Source organism: Sporosarcina sp. NCCP-2222, from assembly GCF_023168145.1.
In the GTDB taxonomy this organism is placed as follows: domain Bacteria; phylum Bacillota; class Bacilli; order Bacillales_A; family Planococcaceae; genus Sporosarcina.
This window is the reverse complement of record NZ_BQYK01000004.1, coordinates 177,967-196,392: the sequence shown is the minus strand read 5'-3', so window position 1 is coordinate 196,392 and position 18,426 is coordinate 177,967. Positions and strand designations below refer to the sequence as shown.

Here is an 18,426-nt window from a genome sequence, read left to right as displayed (position 1 = left end):
ATTATGAATCAAACGTTAGTACACGATGAAAAGGCTTTAAAGAAAGCGTTTATCGGCTTTTTAGTGCCAGTTATGCTGGCAAATATTTTACAATCCCTTGGTCAAATTTTTGGGATGTTTTTAGTAGGGAGATATCTGGGAGTCGATGCCTTGGCGGCGATTTCCGCGTTCTTCCCATTCTTCTTCTTCCTGATGGCTTTTGCAATCGGCCTTGGATCAGGCAGTTCCATCTTGGTCGGTCAGACTTATGGCGCGGGCAATGTCGATAAAATGAAGCAAGTCGTCGGTGTGACCTTGGCGGCGACCACGCTGTTGTCTGTCGTCGTTGCGATTTTTGGAGGATTTTTTATAGAGACGATTTTGCGCATCATGCAGACGCCGGAAAATATTTTTGAACAAAGTGTTTCCTATGCGCGCATCTTATTCTTTACCTTGCCGGTCATGTTCCTCTACATGGTATACACGACATTCCTGCGGGGCGTAGGCGATTCCAAGACACCGTTCATTTTCCTAGTGATCAGCGTTGTGGCCAATATCGCGTTTCTTCCTGCCCTCATGTTTGGCTGGCTCGGTTTACCGCAGCTTGGGTTAAACGGGGCAGCATATGCATCGGTTTTGTCCAATTTCATTACCTTGGTGCTATTGCTCCTATATTTGCACAAAAAACAACATAGCTTGCGGCTCGATCGGACGGTTTTGCAATACTTCAAATTGAAGAAGGATATTCTATCCTCCTTGGTGAAGCTAGCGATTCCGGCGAGCATTAGTATGGTTGCCATTTCAGTTGCAGAAATTGCCATCATTGGTTTCGTCAACATCTATGGCTCCAGTGCGACAGCAGCTTATGGCGTTGTCAATCAAATCGGCGGGTATGCACAGATGCCCGCGATGAGCATTGCGATCGCGACGTCCGTATTTGTCGCACAGGCACTTGGCGCAAGTTCAACTGAAATGATTCAACAAATCCGCCAGATCGGCGTCCGTTTGAATTACGTATTGGGCGGTATCTTTATCGGCGTTATGTATTTATTTGCTGAGCCGATTTTAGGTCTCTTTATCGATCATGCTGAGACTCTCTCCATTGCAAAGGATTATTTATTCATTACATTTTGGAGTTATCTCATCTTTGGTCATATGCAAACAGTTACGGCGACGATGCGTGCAACAGGCGTTGTTCTGTGGCCGACTATCTTTTTGGTGCTTACAATTTGGGCCATTGAGGTGCCGGCGGCGTATATCCTGTCTCACCATACGCCTCTCGGATTAAATGGTGTGTGGGCCGCTTATTCACTCGCCTTTTGTTTCAACTTCATTTTCCAATACACTTATTTCAAAACGAAATGGAAAAAGAAAACGCTGCAAGTTATGCTGCGTGATTAAACAACAAGAGAGTCCGCTGACAAAGTTGTCAAAGCGGGCTCTCTTTTTCATTCACTTTCTGCAGTCGGTTGGCGACAAAGGTTAAATCCTCTACCAATAGCTTATACAAATTCGGCCGGCGCCGGACGGCTAAGGGGTGATAGGCGACAGTGGTGGCATAGCCGTTTACATCGTACCAGTTGCCTCGCAACCCTTTGACATCCACTTCTGTATCTCCGAAAAATGACTGGACAGCTGCGTTTCCTAGACAAAGTACAAGAGAGGGGCATTGCCGTTCGAGCTGTTGGTTAAGATGCCGCATACAGATTGCGCGTGCCTGTTCTTTATCATACGCACGGACAGGCCTTCGCTTCAAAATATACGTCACGTACAATTGGTATGGTTCCAACCCCGCTTCGTTCGCTGCCTGTTGCAAGGTTTGTCTCGTTCCGCATAGCATAGGATTGCCTTCTTTGTCTTCCAAAGCACCTGGATAATCGAGCACAATCATGACAGGGGCTTTCGGATTCCCTTCATCCCACACCATTCGTGTTCCTTGCTTGTACAAGCCGCAATCCTGGCACCCCTGTTCGTCGGCAGGAACAGGTTCTTCAGGCCATCGTTTCGGGCAAAATGAATTCATCAGGTACTCCTCCCTTTCTCATAGGTTACCCACTTTCAAACAGTCTGCTCATGAAAAGAGAAAAGAAGGGTGTTTAAGAAACCGTCATTCTATGGGAAGTTGAAGAATCCTCCGAAGGAAGAAGGAATTCTTGGCATCGCAAGCGAAATATTATTGTAGAAACACTATGGGTGGGGGACGATGAAATGGAAGCTTTATTAGTAATCGATGTGCAAAACGGGATTGTGGAGCACGGGGAGTTTCAAGAGGAATTGGCGAGGATTGAAAAGATGATTCTTCATTTTAAGGAGAAGGGCAAACCGGTCATTTTCTTAAGGCATTTGGATTCGGTGGAGGAGAGTACTCTCTATGAAGGTTCCCGAGGGGCGGAGTTGCATGAGTCGATGAAGGGATATGCGGAGCAAGTGATTGAGAAGCGGACGCCGAGTTCATTTTATCAGACGAATTTGGCTGAAGTACTGGATGGATACGGTGTAAAGCATGTCTATATCACTGGCTTCATGACGGAGTTTTGCTGCTTGTTTACGTCGATTGCTGCGTTTGATCGGGGATATCAAGTGACGTTCATTGAAGATGCGACGGGCACGACGAACAACGGACAGACGTATGAGATGGCGGATCTTAATATTCGGGATTTCGTTGGGACGGTGCTCCATTGGTCCGAGGTTATAAATGTAGTGGATTTTGATGAGCTTGAGCTGCCGTAACACCGGTTCAGTTAGGATGTGAGGAAATGAAACAACAAGAGATTGCCGTACAGGTTATTTGTGAGAGCTTGAAAAAGGATCCGCATGTGGAAGCTGTTTTCTTGAAGGGTTCGATGGGCAGAGGCGAGCATGATGAGCATTCGGATATTGATATGTATTGTTTGGTGAGGCAAGGGGAGGAGACGGGTTTCCTTGAGAGGCGGCTTGAGCATCTGCGTGCTTATCGGGAAGTCATTTTTACTGATGATATTTTCATAGTCGCTCCTCAGCTGATTGCGGTATTTGATAATTACCTACATATAGATTTATTTGCGGTAACGCGGGAGTCGTTTCCAGGTCATGACCATTTCACCGTGTTGCATGACCCGCATGATGTCATGAAAGAATTTATTGTCACACAAGGTTTGGCGCTCTCTCTAGAAGAATACCGGGACGATGTGATGGATATCGCTTGGTTTTTATTCCAGTACCGCAAGTCGGCGGCACGGGGCAATGACATCTGGTCTGTGCGGATGCTGTCCAATGTGGTACACCATCTGGCGAGGGCCTTGCTGCATCGGTATGCACCGGAGCGGGCTCAACTTGGGTTAAAGACGGTTTCACAATCGTTGCCGGAAGAGTTGGCAGCAGAAATGATATCCATTCATGAAAGGGTGACCCCCTCCCGTCACGGTCAAGCGGCGGGCTTGGTCAGCAGTCTGCTCGCAACTGAGTATGAATGGATCCAAGAACAATTAAAAGAGGAGACACAAACGCTGGGATTTTTGCAGCGGATGATTGAGCTTCATGCAGTTGTGTAACCGTTATTCTTTTCGAAAAAGCCTTCCGAACAAAAATGTAAGATTCGGAGGGCTTTTTGTTCGTTCCTTCGATGGTTTGTGCTGCCACTGCGGGTTATGATGTTATCAAACCTAAACGTGGGGGATAAAAGATGGAAATTGTAGTAGAAGCGAAGGGCATACATAAAGTGTTTGGAACGAAAACGAATTTGATTCCTGTACTGGAAGGGGTGGATGTCACGGTCCATGAAGGCGAGTTTGTCGGGATTATGGGGCCATCTGGTGCAGGAAAAACGACTTTACTAAATATAATAGCGACAATCGATCAGCCGACTTCGGGGAGCATCCGAATTGATGGGACGGAGATTACTGGGATGCGTGACGAACCGTTATCCGAATTTCGGAGATCAAACTTGGGGTTCATCTTTCAAGACTATAATTTGCTTGATTCCTTGACGATTCGGGAAAATATCATGCTGCCGCTGGCTTTTGCCAATCAATCCTATGTGACGACCGATCTGAAGGTTAATGAAATTGCAGAAAAACTTGGAATTGCACCCATACTGGAACGTTATCCTTTTGAGACATCAGGCGGGCAAAAACAGAGAACAGCGGCGGCACGGGCGATTATTCATAACCCCAAGCTGGTTCTGGCGGATGAACCGACGGGCGCTTTGGACTCGAAAGCGTCGATGGATTTGCTAACTGCCTTCCAAATGATGAATCGAGAGTACCGCACGACGATTCTTATGGTGACGCATGATGCGTTTGCCGCGAGTTTCTGTGACCGTGTTATTTTCATGAAAGATGGAAGGCTGTTTACGGAACTGGTGAAGGGAGACAAGGACCGGAAGTGGTTTTTTGATCAACTTGTCACGACGCTGTCATCTCTGGGAGGCGGCCGTTATGACGTTATATGATGTCGTATTAAAAAACTTGAAGCATAATATTGGGAAATACGCGATCTATATTGCGTCCCTCGTTTTCAGTGTCCTCATCTATTTCACGTTTGTTTCACTTCAGTACAATGAACAAATTTCAGAGGCGTTCGGGCGTGATGACAAGATGGGGCCGCTGTTATCTGTCGTTTCTGTTTTGCTTGCCGTTTTCATGATCGTTTTCGTATGGTATTCGAATGCATTTTTCATTACCAATCGAAAGCAAGAAATCGGGTTGTATTCGTTAGTAGGCGGGACGAAAAAAGAAATCGGCCGAATGCTGTTTTATGAAAATGTGTGTCTTTGCCTCTTGGCGCTTGGCATTGGAATCGGGTTAGGACAACTATTCTCGACATTTTTCAGCATGATTCTTTTAAAGGTGATGGGGATCTCTCTCGTCGTTCATTTTTCAATCAACCTTGGTGCAGTTGTGCAAACAGCTTTTGTATTTGGTGCCATCATGTTAATTGCATCCCTTCACGGTTATTTACTCGTATATCGCTTCCGGTTAATTGAGTTGTTTCAAGCGAAACATCGAGTGCAAACACAGTGGAAGCCGTCCTATTTGCTTGCGGTGCTTGCTTTGGGTTTGATCGGTGCAGCCTATTGGAGCCTTTTACATGCCTATAACTCGGAAAGCTGGAGTAAACATTTTGGCCGAAACATGACACTCGCCCTTATCGTGCTGGTGGCAGGATCGTATTTATTGTTCCATACGAGCAGTAGCTTTTTCGTGGAATTATGGCAAAGAAGAAAGAAAGCCTATTACCGATGGAAGAATTTATTGACGCTGACACAGTTGAAAAGCCGTCTGAAAAGCAATGGTCTCTTGCTGACAGTCGTTTCCGTGCTCAATGGCATGACATTAGTTGCTTTCGGATTTGCCTATACAATGTATTTTAATACGATGCAAACACTGGATGACCATGTTCCGTATAGTTATCAGCTGGATGTGCAGTCAGTTGAAATGAATGACGAGATTACGAAGGTGCTGTACGAAAATAAGGAGCATCCTGTTCTCTTTGATGAGACTTTTGATTATTTAATGGTTCCGGGAACCGCAGAGGGGCTGGATACCGTACCGGGCGGCTATTTTTATTACGAGGAATCGTTTGCCGTGCTGCCTGTCTCTACGTATAACTTACTTGCGGAACAGCTTGGCCGGAATGAAATGAACCCGATTGATGCAGGGGAGACGGTCATGCTCGGCCGAAATTTTATTGGCTCCCAGCATGAGGAAGAGAATGTGGGGCGGACAGTGGAATTAACGGGCGAGGAAGGGGAATTCTCTTTCCGAGTTGTCGAAAACCGGATTGAATCACTTTTTTCGTATGATGTGCAGCCGTCCGTTTTGATTGTGGATAATGGAATGTATGAACGTTTGATAAAGGGTAACGCCGTTATGACGACACGTGTTGTTACGGTAGATAACCAGCTGGAGGCGGAAGCTCTTACAGAAGATTTGCGGACAGTTATTGCAAGCGGCGAGCCGAAGGAGGACTACCAGCGGGCACCTAAAGTGTTCTATAGTTTCACGGATAGCTATCAAACCGCGCAATCCATTTACGGCCTTCTTGTGTTTGTCTTCGGCTTTATGGGACTCGTCTTTTTAATCGCAACGGGGAGTGTCATTTATTTTAAAACATTGACGGAGGCTGCGGAGGATCGGAGACGGTACGAGATTCTGCGGAAGATCGGATTGAGCAGAAGGAAAGTGAAGCAAGTGATTGCCCGGCAGACGTATCTGTTATTTCTTCTGCCGCTGCTTGTCGGGATTGCTCATAGTTGTGTAATCCTTGGGTCGCTGTCAAAGGTGATGGACATTCAGTTTATCTACCCGGTCTCGATTTGTATTGCAGTCTACACTTGTCTTTATTGGGTTTATTACAAAATGACAGTCGCCACTGCGAATAAACTGGTCAATCCATAAACGGGAAGGGGGTTCGCCTCTTCCCGTTTTACTGTACCGTGGAATAGTAGCCAGGGTTTTTATGGAAACGGACGGTACATGTAGTGGATTCACCTTCTTGGGAATCAACAGTCAGTTCATGTCCGAGCTTGTCTACGATTTTCTTTGCAATGTAAAGGCCGATGCCGGTAGATTTACTGTGGTTACGGCCGTTTGTTCCGGTGAAGCCCAGCTGGAAAATCCGGCTCAAATCATGCTGTGGAATGCCGATACCGTCATCTGTGATTTGCAATCGGATTTCCTCGGTATCCTCCTCCGAACGTATAAGCACGGTGCCTTCGCTGCTGGCATATTTTAGCGCGTTGGAAATTAATTCGGTTAGGGCATGATTCAACCACTTTGGATCCGTATTCACTAAAAGCGGTTCCACTTGCAGCTCGATTTTTATCTTCCGGCGAATAAACTCCTTTGCCTGCTGCTTTACTAAGGAGCGGACCATTTTGTCTAGCTCCGTTTTGGTTACGACATAATCCTGTGCGAAGTGATCTGTTCGTGAGAAATAGAGCGCCTGCTCGACACTCCGTTCGATACGGGCTATTTCTTCCTGAAGGCTTTGGGTATCCGGCTGAGTTTTTGATTGTTCAAGGATCAGCTTGCTAATGGCAATTGGTGTTTTTATATCATGAAACCAAGTCGTCATGAATTCTAATGACTCTTTTTTATCTAGGCGGGTCGCAGTTAGCTGTTGCTGGTGTTCATTATAGATGGATTGGAAAAAGTCCAAATACAATTGTTGTTCGTATGTCTTGGCATCCCCCACGCCCTCCCGGATGAACATCCCTTTACTCCACCGGGAAGTGAGCGATTTGTATTGTTTATGGATAATGTAATAATCGAATGCCAGGTAAGCTATGAGAAAACACGCCGATACGACGTGAAGATATAATAAGTTTGTAAAATGGATCGACATAGTCGGCTCGACATACAGCATGATGGTTATGAACAACATAATCAAGAAGTACAAGGCAAGTAGCCGTTTTTGAAAACGTATGTATGAAAGGAACGAAGTCTTCATATTAACATGTACCCCTGTCCTTTTTTCGTTTGGATGTAGTCATCTAAGCCGTGTTCACTCAGCTTGCGCCGCAGCCGGTTAATATTGACGGTCAGCGTATTGTCGTCAATGAAATTCTCATCCTCCCACAAAGCAGCCATTAATTCATCCCGCAGGACAATTTCATTTTTATGCTCCAGCAAGATACAAAGAATCCGAAATTCATTTTTCGTCAGCTCGATTTCCCCGGCAGAACAGGTGAGCGCCGCTTTCTTGACATGCAGCTTCATATCGCGGTGAGACAGAATATCGGTTTCCGTTTGATGATACGTATAAGTCCGCCGAAGGAGCGCATGAATTTTAGTGAGCAGCATCTCCATGGAGAACGGTTTTTGGATAAAATCGTCCCCGCCCATATTGAGCGCCATCATCATATCCATCGTTTCTGTACGAGATGACAGAAACACAATGGGGACGTTCGAGTGGCGCCGGATTCGTTCACACCAATAGAACCCATTCATATAAGGCAGATTAATATCCAAGAGAACGAGGTGTGGCTGGACTTGCAGGAAAAAGTCCTCCACCTTCTGAAAATCCTCTGTTATGTATACGTCATATCCCCAACCCCTTAATTCCTGGGCGACGATGTTAGCGATTTTGGTTTCATCTTCCACGATAAGTATCGTGAACATATTCACTCCTCCTAAAGCTCCGAGACGGCATTGGTAACCCGATTGTATCATAAGCAATTGAGGGAAAAGGTGGTATGACAAAAATGTAAGTTATACTACTTTGTAACTAGTAATGAAAATGTGAGGAGCTGAATGAAGTTCGTTACTAAATAACGGAAAGCGGGTTTCTGAAAGAGTCAGATGAGTGTGTATGTAACCATCTATTCTAAAGACCAAGTTATTATTAGGCATTCATACTCTAAAGTAGTGACTGATGGTTAGATGAAAAGGATACAACAACGAGGATAGCTTTTTAGGTGTCATTTGTATAGCGGATTCTGAAGTTGTGTGCTTTCGAACGGATACTCTATTTCAAGATAGTTGAGCTGCTTAGAAGGTTCTTTTTACTTGTTAAAAAACACAATATGGGAACAATAAGGAGTAAACATAGAGCTGGGGTGCATCTTGATGGTTAAACCAAACTTGATTTTATTAGTATGTTTAGGTTTTGTATTTATCTGGTCGCAAAATCTAACTTCCGAAGCCCATTCTGAAGCAGAAGAGATGTACGTCACAACAGAGGACATTATTGCAGATATCGTTTTCCCGATTATTGATAAAAGAGTAATACAGGAGTATGGGGGAGATCCGCTTCTTGGCTGGGATTGGAAAAGAATTGAGGGTGTAACTTATAATGACAACCATACCTACGATGTTACAGTAAGGATTCAAATTCCTTCTGAAAATCATCTTAATACGAAAGAAGATTTAGTCATGGTAAGGATTTCTCCGTCCTGTAATAGTGGGAAGATTAATCAGCTGAAATGTAATCACGGGTTTAAAGTGGAAGTAGTAGATTATAAACATTTGTCACCATGAGAATTTGCACCTTTTTTAACATCGGGTGCTTTGTAGGTAGTAAAATATTTCCCTAAAAAAGCTCATGTTTGAGCTTTTTTAGTTTTATTTTTTTACTCACTGTTAAAATCATGCTATTTAACCTGTTATTTTTGTTGTTAATTCCACTTCCCCAACAACTGAACCCGTTGATAGTGGAAACGATCGGTTGGACCGGATGAGTATCACGTGAGAATTAACATGCCCTGGCCTGCTCCCTGGCGCGCTAAATGCCTTTGACCAATCAAGAAATTGATTTAATAGTTGAGTAGATTGCTGTCCTAAAAATATACGAGCGGTTCGGAGGGAAATACGAGCTGTTGTAGGATGATACGAGCTGTTCCAGGAAGATACGAGCGGTTAGAGACGAAATACGAGCAGTCCCCGAATTATACGAGCGGTTGGAGACGAGATACGAGCTGTCCTAGAAATATACGAGCGGTTCGGTCTGCAGCTAGTGATAAGAGACATGGGAAGTTAGACCATATGAACTTGCCGCGAGAATTAACTTGTCCTGACCTGCTCCATGGCGCGCTAAATGCCTTTGACCAATCAAGATTTTGATTGAGTCGGATTTATTCTTCTCCACAAGTATTTTACGAGCGGTTTGGAGGGAAATACGAGCAGTTAAACCAAGATACGAGCTGTCACAGGATTATACGAGCGGTTGAAGAGAGATACGAGCTGTTTCAGAATTATACGAGTGGTTGGAAACGAGATACGAGCTGTTCTAGAAATATACGAGCGGTTTGGTTTCCGGGGAATTGAAAAATGGTTGTTGCAGAAAATCCTATAGGATGATTCGCAGAATAGCTGTCGATTTGAAGTCAAGCGATTTACCCGGTAATAAAATTCGCATACCTGTAGCTCCCTCTCCCGAGCACACTTTCCATAATACATACCAACAGTCAAAAAATCATTCATTTCCGTTATACTAATCCTATAGGAAAGGGGACGGCGGGATGGATATGAAGATCTTTATTGTGGAGGATGATCGGGCGATTTTTGATTCGCTTCGGGAGCGGCTGGGGCAGTGGTCGTTTGAAGTGTCGGGGCCGGAGGATTTCCATGATGTGATGGGGTCGTTTCTGCGGGAGAAGCCGCAGCTGGTCATTTTGGATATTCAGCTTCCGGCGTTTGATGGGTTTCATTGGTGCCGGGAGATTCGGGCGGTGTCGAAGGTGCCGATTTTGTTTTTGTCGTCGCGTGATCATCCGCTTGATATGGTAATGGCGATGCAGATGGGGGCGGACGACTATATTCAAAAGCCGTTCCATTTGGACGTGCTCCTTGCGAAAGTGCAGGCGATTTTGCGGCGGACGTACGCGTACGGGGAAGAGGCGACCGATGTGTTGGAATGGAATGGGGCCGTCCTTGATTTGAAGCGGGGGATGATTCGGCGAGGCGGAGTCGATGTTGAGCTGACGAAAAATGAGTTTTTTATTTTGAATGTGCTGGTGGAAATGAAAGACCAAATCGTTTCACGCGATGACCTCATTCGAAAGCTTTGGGATGATTCCCATTTTGTGAACGACAATACATTGACGGTTAACGTTACGAGGCTGCGTCAGAAACTGGCGGAAATCGGGTTGGGAGATGCGATTGTCACAAAAAAGGGTCTCGGTTATATGGCGGTAACTGTATGAAGTGGAGCACGATGTTTTTCCACTATATGGCGGATCGGAAAAGTTGGCTGTTCTTCTTTCTAGCGGCGCTTGGTGTCATGGATGTGTTGATTTGGATTGACAAAGGTATAACACTCTCCCTCCATTCGTTACTGTACTTGAATGCTTTACTCATCTTTGGATTCGCACTATTTTTCGTTTGGCGCTTTTTCGCGGAAACCGCCTATCTTCGTTCGTTGCAACAGCTGCAACAGGCGATGGAAGGGGATTGGCAGGAAGTGTTACCAAAAGCGAACTATGCAACGGATCAGTTGACAAATGACATATTGCGGCAGGCCGCGGAAAGTTATTCAAGAAAGTTGGCGGAAGTGAAAGCGGCAAGTTTGATTGAGGCGGATTACACGGCAGCCTGGGTGCATGAAGTGAAGGCACCTCTGACAGCGATGAAGTTGACGATTGATGCCAACCGGGAGAATCCCGCCATTCGGAAAGTTGAGTCCGAATGGCTTCGGCTCCATCTCATGCTCGAACAACAGCTGTATATATCCCGCTTGCCGACGATGGAAGCAGATTACGTCATTGAGGAAGTAGATGCGTCAGGCCTCGTTATAGAGGAAGTGCGTGAACTGGCCTCGTGGTGTCTGGAAAAGAACATCGGCGTCGATTTAATTGGTGACGAAGCAAATGTGAGAACAGACCGGAAATGGTGCCGATTTATTCTCCGGCAGCTGATGACGAATGCGGTGAAATATAGCCCGGCTGGCAGCACGATTCGTGTCGAAACATCCGAAGACAATCGTGGGCATGTGGTGCTGTCTGTCATGGATGAAGGACAAGGCATACCAGCGCATGAATTGCCCCGAATTTTTGATAAGGGCTTTACAGGCGGGACAGGCAGGCTGCATAATGCGGCGACAGGACTTGGCTTGTATTTGGCAAAGACGGTTGCGGAGAAGATGGGGATTGCCATTACAGTTGACTCTTCAGTAGGCAAAGGGACAGCCATGCGACTGCAATTTCCGACAGAAAATGAGTTTGATCAAGTGAAACGGAATAGTAAATAATCTTCGATAGAGTGAACCTGACATGAACATGACAACATTGTCACATTGACTGGCTGCTTTGTCATGATAATCAAACGACGCATTTTCTTAAGCACGGTACGATAGGGACAACGAATAACAGGGAGGCCATACTAAATGGAACAAAATACAGTATTACATGCCCAAAATGTCCGGAAATCGTTCGGTGCGCGCGGAAATGTGCAAGAGGTGTTGCGGGGGATCGACTTGCGGGTGCTGGAAGGTGAGTTTGTCGGGATTATGGGTCCATCCGGTGCCGGGAAAACAACATTACTGAATGTGCTAGCCACGATAGACCGCACGACGGAGGGCTCTATTCTGATTGGGGATGCCGACATTTCCAAAATGAAGGATCGTGAGCTGTCCGCTTTTCGGCGCGATAAACTAGGGTTCATTTTCCAAGACTATAATTTGCTCGATACATTAACAGTGAAAGAGAACATTCTTCTTCCCGTGTCGCTCGGCAAAATGCATAAGCGTGTAGCAGAGGATCATTTCAAATCAATCGCAGACATTTTAGGAATCAAGGAGCTGGCGAATAAATACCCTCATGAAATATCGGGCGGGCAGAAGCAACGGACGTCTGCAGCGCGTGCACTCATTAACAAACCATCCCTCGTATTTGCTGACGAGCCGACAGGAGCGCTCGATTCCAAGTCTGCTTCTTCTTTGCTTGGCACCTTGGAGGATGTCAATAAACAACGCGGTGTCACGATTATGATGGTTACCCATGACCCAGTTGCTTCAAGCTATTGCAGCCGTGTCGTATTTTTAAAGGATGGGAAAATATATTCCGAATTGTATCGTGGTGACAAAACGAGACAGGCCTTCTTTCAGGAGATCTTGAAAGTGCAGGGCGTTCTCGGGGGTGACAGCGTTGACACTCTTTGATCTCGTCATCCGCAGCATGCGGAAAAACATAAAACATTATTATTTGTACTTTTTTGCTTTAATTTTTAGCGTCGTCTTGTATTTTGTGTTTGCTACGTTGCAACATGACCCAGCTGTTGTCAAACAGTCGGGCGGAACGATGGGGACTGCGTTCAAAGTGGCAGGAATTCTGCTGCTATTTATTGCAGGTACTTTCGTTGTCTATGCGAACGCGATCTTTTTAAAAAGAAGGAGCCGGGAAATTGGGTTATACCAGCTGATCGGGCTTACGAAGGGCGCGGTAGCCAGGCTCTTAATTTTGGAAAATACGCTGCTGAGTGCCGGGGCAATGGCAATTGGAATCGGTGCAGGGATGATTGTGTCACGCCTGTTTTTATTGCTGTTGATGAAGTTGGTCGGGTTTGATGGTTTCATTGAATTGACGTTTTCGAAGACGGCGGTTCTCCAGACGATTCTTGTTTTCATAGCCATCATTCTTCTAACGTCTCTTCAAATGTTAGTTGCGGTACGTCGTACGACATTGCTTGGTTTGTTTAATGCGGAAAAGCAAGGGGAACATCCAAAAAAGCCGAAAGCTGTCCGTTCTGCGTTTCTTGCAATCTTGGGCATTGGGCTTATTGCATTTGGCTATTGGCTTTCCGGCCGGATGATGAATGCTCTTCTGTTCATTAACATGCTCGTTGTATTAGCTACAACCATAACAGGAACATACCTATTATTCAGAGTGACAATTAGCTGGCTGTTTTATCAAGTCCGAAAACGCAAGCAAGGCCATCTTGGCTTGAATGGGAGCTTGTCCATTGCCACGCTTATGCATCGGATGAAAGGGAATGCCAATTCACTAACAATTATTACCGTTTTATCAGCAATGACTCTTGCTATGCTGGCGGGATCCTACTCCCTCTATTATTCAACCGGAAAAGAGACGCGCTCCATCTATCCTCATGATTTCATGTTTGGCGGGTATGGAGATGCGCAAGAGGAGAAGGAAACAAAGCAATTTACAGATGAGCTAGACCGGCAAGGAATCTCCTATTTATATACGCCGATTGAAGTGTTGAACTTGGATGGACGATTTTTTGAAGAGGAAACTATTACGTCATGGTTAAGTGAGATGTTTTCAGCAAACATTGTAAGTGAAAAGCAATTACAGCAAGCGGGAATCGACATCGAAATACCAGATGCCCGTACAGCTTATTTTTACGACGCATCTGTTTATTGGCTGATGAAAACAACGGAAGTCCCTTTTTCTGTAAAATTAACGAATCCGAAAAATGAGTTGGATGTTTCCATAACGAAGGTGAAGGAAGGCAATATACTCAACCCGCCTTTCGCAGGAACGCAGCTCGTTGTCGATGACGCATTTTATCAAGAGATTAAAGAGCAGTTTATCAATCAAGAAGAGACACATCGTGTCGGGACATTTTTTTCGGTTATGATTTTGAATAAAGATCAGCAAGCTGAAGCTTCAGAGATTTATCATGATTTTACGAAAGAGAATGACCGCTTAAACTTTGATTACTATGGTCAATATGAATCAACCATGCAATATACAGGGCTACTTATCTTCATTGCAGGCTTCCTCGGTCTCGTCTTCCTCATTTCCACAGGCAGTATTCTGTATTTCAAGCAAATGACGGAGGCCGATCAGGAGAAGAGAAGTTATGCGACATTGCGCCAATTAGGCTTTACAGTGCAGGATATTATGCGCGGCATTGTTCGTAAACAAGTGTTTGTTTTTGGAGTGCCGTTAGTAATTGGGTTGCTGCATTCTATTTTTGCTATAAAGGCAGCATCCTTTTTATTCATGTCAGACATAACCTTGCCCGCATCAATCGCAATGGCTATCTATGTTTTGATTTATCTTGTCTTTGCCTTGTTGACAGTGGGATACTACCGAAAAACAGTAAAAGCTGCTTTATAAAACAAGGTGATGAAGCCCTACTTTGGATGAATTAAATCTAATGGAATAGTTCCACTTCGGAAATCCTTATTATTGTCATAATAAACACATTGAAATCCCCTAATGACGATGATACACTACTTCAAGTCGGTAGTTTTTTCGAGCCGAAGATATATAGTTGCCTCGCGCGTTAAAGGCGGGGGCAGTAAGTTTCCTTCTTTTAAGGAACCGTCCGATTCCATGTTCGGGCGGTTTTTTCTTTTGTCCTGTATTTAGATGGCTAGATTGAGGGTATGGACAGTAGAGTATATATTTGTCGCATAGAGAAGGAGTGTATGACATGAAGGCGTTGGAGTGGCTGGTCGGACCAGCTAATGATTTCATTTGGACATACATATTAATCGGCCTATTGCTTTTAGTTGGTTTGTACTTTACGGTGCAGACAAGATTTGTCCAAGTACGTTTGTTTGGCGAGATGTTTCGTTTGATATTCGAGAAGAAGGGGAGCGACCATGGAGTTTCGGCGTTTCAGGCGTTTACGATTAGTGCGGCTTCACGCGTTGGAACGGGAAATGTGACGGGTGTCGCGCTCGCAATCGGAATCGGTGGGCCCGGGGCTGTGTTTTGGATGTGGATTATTGCATTAATTGGCATGGCGACTGCGTTTGTAGAGAGTACGCTCGCTCAAGTGTACAAAGTCCGGGATGGCAGTACTTTTCGTGGCGGCCCGGCCTATTATATGGAGAAGGCGCTGGGATTGCGGAACCTTGGTATTGTGTTCGCAATTCTTTTGACACTCTGTTTTGGTTTCATCTTTAACGCAGTTCAATCCAATACAATCAGCCAGTCGTTCCATGATGTGTTCAGTTTGCCGCATTGGTCGGTTGGCCTCGTTTTAGTTGTATTAACTGCAATTATTATATTTGGAGGAGTTCATCGGATTGTGAAAGTGACGCAAGCCATCGTGCCAATTATGGCAACGTTCTACTTGCTCATTGCATTATTTGTTTTGATCATGAATATTACTGAAATCCCGGGTATGATCGCCCTTATTTTTGAGCATGCATTTGGAATTAAAGAAATGGCCGGCGCGGGCATCGGCGCTGCGATGATGCAGGGGATCCGCCGTGGTTTATTCTCCAATGAAGCAGGCATGGGGAGCGTTCCAAATGCGGCTGCAACTGCGAACGTCTCGCATCCGGCTAAACAGGGCCTCGTTCAAAGTTTAGGTGTATTCTTCGACACAATTATTATCTGTTCGGCAACGGCCTTCATTATTATATTGGCGGGATTGTATGATACAGGTGAAGAGAGCGGCATTATTTTGACGCAATCGTCGATGGCGGTTCATGTCGGTTCGTGGGCTCCGTACTTTGTAGCCGTCGCAATCATGTTCTTCGCATTCAGCTCGATTGTCGGAAATTATTATTATGGTGAAACTAATATTGAATTCATTAAAGCGCATAAATCGTGGATGATCCTGTATCGAATTGCTGTTCTTGGTTTTGTCATGTTCGGCGCTTTGGCAAAAGTCGATATCGTCTGGAGCATGGCCGATCTGTTCATGGGCTTAATGGCAATCTTGAACTTGCTTGTCATTTTATTGCTTGGCAAGGTAGCCTTTAAAGTGTTGGAGGATTTTACGAGACAGCGGAAACTAGGAAAGGATCCGGTTTTTAAGCGAAGCACTATCCCAGATTTAAAGGGTGCTGAATGTTGGGATGAAACTAAATGATATTTTAAAAGAGTGATAGGAGCTTTACAGGCTCCTATCACTTTTTCTATTCTTATACTAAGTCATATAAAAAATGTAAGTATTGACCGGTCATATAAGAAGGACTATAATTGCATAAAAAATAATCCGACAATTATTTTTAGAGGGATGTGAGAAGTATGGTCACTTCTACGTTGGAGCAACTATGCATCCTCTACACTGATTTGACTTATGAGGATATTGGTAGGTTAGAGGAAGTCGCGTCGACGTTGCAATTATATGCTGATATGTCGGACTCCTATATGTTTATCGACTGCAAGATCAAGGATAATGATCATGCAATTGTCGTGGCAGAAGCTTTTCCACGCAATGCGAATAAAATTTATGAAAACTCTGTCGTCGGAAAAATTGTTTTCGAATCTTTTGAGCCCGGCGTTTTTTATAGCTATAAAAATGGAAAAAAGTCGATTATCCGCCAAGCTATCACACAAGAGGGGAAATCGGTCGATCAGACGGTCGTCCCTATCAAAAATAATTGCCATCAAGTCATCGGAGTACTGATTCAGGAAAAAGAAGTCCATTCAAAAACGATGTACGATGATGGAAACGGTGAAGCGGATTTGTCCATCGTTCCGGCACGCAATGGGGAATTTCTCGCTTCGGCTGTTGGCGGTCCGCCTGTCGTTTCTGATTTGTTGATGGAGATGCTTATCCTGACTGACGACAAAGATCAACTCATTTACACAAATCCCGTCGCGTTGAATTTCATATCAGAAATGAGCCGAGCAGAGGAAGTGGGCAATTCCAAAATTACAGAGCTGCTCCCATTTTTGACACCGGTTTATGACAATAAGGAAGATGTCTTCGTATTTGATTTGACAATCGATCGGAAGAGTTTGGTCGTGAAGAAAATAAAGCTGAAGAAAAAGGACAGAGGGGAGACGCTGCTCATCATCCAGGACTTGACCGAGCTGAGGATGAAAGAGAAGGAACTCATGATGAAATCGGTTGTCATCCAGGAAATCCATCATCGGGTGAAAAATAATTTGCAGACAATCGCCAGTCTGCTGCGGCTTCAAATGCGAGGATTGCCAGAGGACAGCCAAGCATCATTTGAGGATACGCTGAATAGAATTTATAGCATTTCATCTGTCTATGAAATAATTTTAGCTAAAGAACATGCCGATGATGACGATGTAAATATTATCGAATTAACGAGAAAAATCTGTTCCGCCATGGTACTGAATGATGTGCGCTCGAAAGTGGACTTGATTATTCAGCCGAATGGCAATAAAATAATTACATCCTCCAGGAAAGCGGTTTCACTTGCAATCATCGTCAACGAGCTTGTGCAAAACTCGTTGAAGCATGCATTTGACAAGGAGGGTGAAGGGGAAATCCGGATATGGTTCACTTCGGATCGAGACTTTCTCGAGCTCCATATTTCCGACAACGGAGTTGGAATGAAGGAGCCGAAACCGTCGCTAGGAACGGAAATTGTCCATAACCTTGTGACCAATGATTTGAATGGGGAATTTCTGTACGTTCCGCAAGAGGAAGGTACGCATGCCGTCGTGACATTTCCAGTGAGTCCGGAGGTGGAGATTTTCTATGAAAAAGAGGATATTAATAGCCGAAGATGAGTCGATCATCCGAATGGATCTCAAGTTAACATTAGAGGACCATGGGTATGAAGTGGTCGGTGAGGCGGGTGATGGCGATCGGGCGGTTGAGCTGGCGTTTCTCCATAAGCCGGACCTTGTCTTAATGGATATTAAGATGCCGAAAATCGACGGGCTGAAGGCGAGCCGGATTATAGGGACTCAATTGGATCTTCCGATACTGCTTATAACCGCATACAGCCAGAAAGAATTTGTCGAGAAGGCCCAGCAGGACAACATTGTCGGGTATTTGGTGAAACCGATTTCAGAGGCGAATCTGATACCGGCGATTGAAGTGGCGCTTCACCAATCCGAGAAAGCGAAGCGGCTGAAAGCGAGCATTCAAGACGTTAAGCGTGAAGTGGAAAAGCGTAAAACAATAGAACGGGCAAAAGGTTTATTGATGGAAAAAGAGAATCTCTCTGAACCTCAAGCATTCAAGAAAATGCGGGATGCCAGCATGTCCAGGCAACAGACAATGGAGTCGATTGCTATAGAAATCCTTGAGTTATACAAGTGAATAATTGAAGCAATGGCGCTTAAAGAAGACCTTTCTTTAGGCGTCTTTTTGTTTTGTTATATACCATAAATTG

The 18,426-nt window shown here is 44.9% G+C and carries 16 protein-coding genes; 13 read left to right on the top strand and 3 right to left on the bottom strand.

Annotated features, from left to right (window positions below; translation table 11 throughout):
• Positions 1-3 precede the first annotated feature (3 nt).
• Complete coding sequence (locus NCCP2222_RS10630; RefSeq protein WP_248512201.1) at positions 4-1,380, top strand: MATE family efflux transporter; 1,377 nt, start codon at positions 4-6, stop codon at positions 1,378-1,380.
• Between the two features lie 28 nt (positions 1,381-1,408).
• Here the strand turns inward: NCCP2222_RS10630 and NCCP2222_RS10625 are convergent, their stop codons facing one another.
• The gene (locus tag NCCP2222_RS10625) at positions 1,409-2,002 is read right to left on the bottom strand and encodes a uracil-DNA glycosylase (RefSeq protein WP_248512200.1); all 594 of its coding nucleotides are present in this window, start codon (positions 2,000-2,002) and stop codon (positions 1,409-1,411) included.
• 185 nt (positions 2,003-2,187) lie between these two features.
• On the opposite strand from NCCP2222_RS10625, the gene NCCP2222_RS10620 reads away from it, so the two are divergent.
• From NCCP2222_RS10620 to NCCP2222_RS10605, 4 genes are all read left to right on the top strand, one after another.
• On the top strand, positions 2,188-2,709 hold the full coding sequence (locus NCCP2222_RS10620; protein ID WP_248512199.1) for a cysteine hydrolase family protein: 522 nt from the start codon (positions 2,188-2,190) through the stop codon (positions 2,707-2,709).
• 26 nt (positions 2,710-2,735) lie between these two features.
• The gene (locus NCCP2222_RS10615) at positions 2,736-3,509 is read left to right on the top strand and encodes a nucleotidyltransferase domain-containing protein (RefSeq protein WP_248512197.1); all 774 of its coding nucleotides are present in this window, start codon (positions 2,736-2,738) and stop codon (positions 3,507-3,509) included.
• Positions 3,510-3,640: 131 nt separating this feature from the next.
• Complete coding sequence (locus tag NCCP2222_RS10610; protein WP_248512196.1) at positions 3,641-4,408, top strand: ABC transporter ATP-binding protein; 768 nt, start codon at positions 3,641-3,643, stop codon at positions 4,406-4,408.
• Positions 4,395-6,356, top strand: coding sequence for an ABC transporter permease (locus tag NCCP2222_RS10605; protein ID WP_248512194.1), 1,962 nt, complete (start codon positions 4,395-4,397; stop codon positions 6,354-6,356). The genes NCCP2222_RS10610 and NCCP2222_RS10605 overlap by 14 nt, the downstream gene beginning before the upstream one ends.
• 28 nt (positions 6,357-6,384) lie before the next feature.
• On the opposite strand, the gene NCCP2222_RS10600 is transcribed toward NCCP2222_RS10605, so the two are convergent.
• A complete protein-coding gene (locus NCCP2222_RS10600; protein WP_248512190.1) occupies positions 6,385-7,410 on the bottom strand; it encodes a sensor histidine kinase in 1,026 nt (341 codons plus the stop codon).
• Complete coding sequence (locus NCCP2222_RS10595) at positions 7,407-8,081, bottom strand: response regulator transcription factor (RefSeq protein WP_248512188.1); 675 nt, start codon at positions 8,079-8,081, stop codon at positions 7,407-7,409. Before NCCP2222_RS10595 ends, NCCP2222_RS10600 begins: the two co-directional genes overlap by 4 nt.
• Positions 8,082-8,528: 447 nt before the next feature.
• On the opposite strand from NCCP2222_RS10595, the gene NCCP2222_RS10590 reads away from it, so the two are divergent.
• The 8 genes from NCCP2222_RS10590 (at position 8,529) to NCCP2222_RS10555 (ending at position 18,353) form a co-directional block, all read left to right on the top strand.
• Positions 8,529-8,939 (top strand): hypothetical protein, encoded by a 411-nt coding sequence (locus NCCP2222_RS10590; RefSeq protein ID WP_248512185.1) that lies wholly within the window; start codon positions 8,529-8,531, stop codon positions 8,937-8,939.
• 986 nt (positions 8,940-9,925) lie between these two features.
• Entirely contained in the window at positions 9,926-10,603 is a 678-nt protein-coding gene (locus tag NCCP2222_RS10585) for a response regulator transcription factor (RefSeq protein WP_248512547.1), read from the top strand.
• On the top strand, positions 10,600-11,646 hold the full coding sequence (locus tag NCCP2222_RS10580) for a sensor histidine kinase (protein ID WP_248512182.1): 1,047 nt from the start codon (positions 10,600-10,602) through the stop codon (positions 11,644-11,646). The genes NCCP2222_RS10585 and NCCP2222_RS10580 overlap by 4 nt, the downstream gene beginning before the upstream one ends.
• Positions 11,647-11,781: 135 nt before the next feature.
• Positions 11,782-12,555: an ABC transporter ATP-binding protein gene (locus NCCP2222_RS10575; protein WP_248512180.1), complete on the top strand. Its 774-nt coding sequence runs from the start codon at positions 11,782-11,784 to the stop codon at positions 12,553-12,555.
• The gene (locus tag NCCP2222_RS10570) at positions 12,533-14,479 is read left to right on the top strand and encodes an ABC transporter permease (RefSeq protein ID WP_248512178.1); all 1,947 of its coding nucleotides are present in this window, start codon (positions 12,533-12,535) and stop codon (positions 14,477-14,479) included. The genes NCCP2222_RS10575 and NCCP2222_RS10570 overlap by 23 nt, the downstream gene beginning before the upstream one ends.
• A gap of 319 nt (positions 14,480-14,798) precedes the next feature.
• The gene (locus tag NCCP2222_RS10565; protein WP_248512175.1) at positions 14,799-16,193 is read left to right on the top strand and encodes an alanine/glycine:cation symporter family protein; all 1,395 of its coding nucleotides are present in this window, start codon (positions 14,799-14,801) and stop codon (positions 16,191-16,193) included.
• A gap of 158 nt (positions 16,194-16,351) precedes the next feature.
• Positions 16,352-17,815, top strand: coding sequence for a sensor histidine kinase (locus NCCP2222_RS10560; protein WP_248512173.1), 1,464 nt, complete (start codon positions 16,352-16,354; stop codon positions 17,813-17,815).
• A complete protein-coding gene (locus NCCP2222_RS10555) occupies positions 17,784-18,353 on the top strand; it encodes an ANTAR domain-containing response regulator (protein ID WP_248512171.1) in 570 nt (189 codons plus the stop codon). The genes NCCP2222_RS10560 and NCCP2222_RS10555 overlap by 32 nt, the downstream gene beginning before the upstream one ends.
• Positions 18,354-18,426 lie beyond the last annotated feature (73 nt).

Excerpts from the sequence above, each read along its gene's own strand:
- NCCP2222_RS10575 (WP_248512180.1), top strand. The coding sequence starts at position 11,782 with ATGGAACAAAATACAGTATTACATGCCCAAAATGTCCGGAAATCGTTC.
- NCCP2222_RS10580 (WP_248512182.1), top strand. The coding sequence starts at position 10,600 with ATGAAGTGGAGCACGATGTTTTTCCACTATATGGCGGATCGGAAAAGT.
- NCCP2222_RS10560 (WP_248512173.1), top strand. The coding sequence starts at position 16,352 with ATGGTCACTTCTACGTTGGAGCAACTATGCATCCTCTACACTGATTTG.
- NCCP2222_RS10605 (WP_248512194.1), top strand. The coding sequence starts at position 4,395 with ATGACGTTATATGATGTCGTATTAAAAAACTTGAAGCATAATATTGGG.
- NCCP2222_RS10620 (WP_248512199.1), top strand. The coding sequence starts at position 2,188 with ATGGAAGCTTTATTAGTAATCGATGTGCAAAACGGGATTGTGGAGCAC.
- NCCP2222_RS10595 (WP_248512188.1), bottom strand. The coding sequence starts at position 8,081 with ATGTTCACGATACTTATCGTGGAAGATGAAACCAAAATCGCTAACATC.
- NCCP2222_RS10600 (WP_248512190.1), bottom strand. The coding sequence starts at position 7,410 with ATGAAGACTTCGTTCCTTTCATACATACGTTTTCAAAAACGGCTACTT.
- NCCP2222_RS10585 (WP_248512547.1), top strand. The coding sequence starts at position 9,926 with ATGAAGATCTTTATTGTGGAGGATGATCGGGCGATTTTTGATTCGCTT.
- NCCP2222_RS10555 (WP_248512171.1), top strand. The coding sequence starts at position 17,784 with ATGAAAAAGAGGATATTAATAGCCGAAGATGAGTCGATCATCCGAATG.
- NCCP2222_RS10590 (WP_248512185.1), top strand. The coding sequence starts at position 8,529 with ATGGTTAAACCAAACTTGATTTTATTAGTATGTTTAGGTTTTGTATTT.
- NCCP2222_RS10565 (WP_248512175.1), top strand. The coding sequence starts at position 14,799 with ATGAAGGCGTTGGAGTGGCTGGTCGGACCAGCTAATGATTTCATTTGG.
- NCCP2222_RS10610 (WP_248512196.1), top strand. The coding sequence starts at position 3,641 with ATGGAAATTGTAGTAGAAGCGAAGGGCATACATAAAGTGTTTGGAACG.
- NCCP2222_RS10630 (WP_248512201.1), top strand. The coding sequence starts at position 4 with ATGAATCAAACGTTAGTACACGATGAAAAGGCTTTAAAGAAAGCGTTT.
- NCCP2222_RS10615 (WP_248512197.1), top strand. The coding sequence starts at position 2,736 with ATGAAACAACAAGAGATTGCCGTACAGGTTATTTGTGAGAGCTTGAAA.
- NCCP2222_RS10625 (WP_248512200.1), bottom strand. The coding sequence starts at position 2,002 with ATGAATTCATTTTGCCCGAAACGATGGCCTGAAGAACCTGTTCCTGCC.